The sequence below is a fragment of the Streptomyces sp. NPDC031670 genome (assembly GCF_055580545.1).
This window is the reverse complement of sequence record NZ_JBVILC010000067.1, coordinates 1-1,086: the sequence shown is the minus strand read 5'-3', so window position 1 is coordinate 1,086 and position 1,086 is coordinate 1. Positions and strand designations below refer to the sequence as shown.

The following is a 1,086-nucleotide window of genomic DNA, read 5'->3' as shown; positions in this document are numbered from 1 at the left end:
CAATCCTGCCTACATGGAAAAGGTGATCTATGAATCTGCCGCCTGAACTCGATTTTCTTAAACCATTATTTTTGCACTCTGCGGAAAGACTGCTAAAAGCTAACTGGCTACTTAGCGACTTTTATGAGAACCAGTGGGAGTACAGTTTTGGATTCAAAAAATCTAAGCTGATTGACTGGAGTGTCGAGCTTGAAGACGGAAGCCGGCTGACCGATCAAAAACATAACGATCTGTTACTTGGATTAAAATATTTTCTGACGGGTTCGGTTTCAGAGATAGTTACGACAAGCAAAATCAAAGCCGGACAAGCTCCATCAATTTTCGCCGCCACCCTTCACATCATCGACGCACTTCTCCTAAACTCAAAGCACTTCAAATTAGCCAAGTTTGGCCTGGGAGGTCTGGGACGGGATAATTTAAAGACCATCCTGACTGAAATAGCATCGAGCAGCAATGCGGCAGAAGCAGTTTATGGGTGGTCTAAGCGGTTGTCTCTTCATTGCCTTGAGCTACTTATTAAAGCAGATCCTGTCGCCATCCAGAAAATCATCACGGAATGGCCTGAAATTTCCGAGATTACGCCTAGCCAGCACGATAACAACACGCTCGACATCCCCCTGGAGCTCATCCCTAAAGTAAGAGCAGCCCTTCACATCAATGGAGTCTATAGATTTTCCACTGAAAAGGGATATGTACCTAACTCAGCTACACTATCCAAAGTAATTTATGCAAACACCTTAAAGGGCTGTACTGCTGACAAGCCTATCTTAGAAATATTGACCATTCCTAGGAAAGATGATTTCAAGCGAGAATTCCCGCCAGTTCCTGTCACCACTGGCGGGAGCGAACTGATTGGCCAAAGCGCTCTTGCGGATTACAAAAAGGCTATTTACGGATTGGGCATCCTTCATGAGATCGGCCTGCCTGCACCTTCAGAGACTGACCTGATTCATATAAAAAATCTATCAATAAAATTCCAGGAATTAGGGCGGCACAGAACTCTACCTGCTTCCGTTGTATTTAGCGCGGTAAAAGACGCTATAGAATTCCATTTAAAGCATGGGCGCAATGTTATTGATGGATGGT

Annotated in this window: 1 protein-coding gene; it reads left to right on the top strand. The window is 44.5% G+C overall.

What is annotated here, in order from left to right; genetic code table 11:
- Nucleotides 1–29: 29 nt before the first annotated feature.
- A partial coding sequence (locus tag ACZ5ID_RS37055; protein WP_468907224.1) for a hypothetical protein occupies nt 30–1,086 on the top strand: 1,057 nt, incomplete at its 3' end.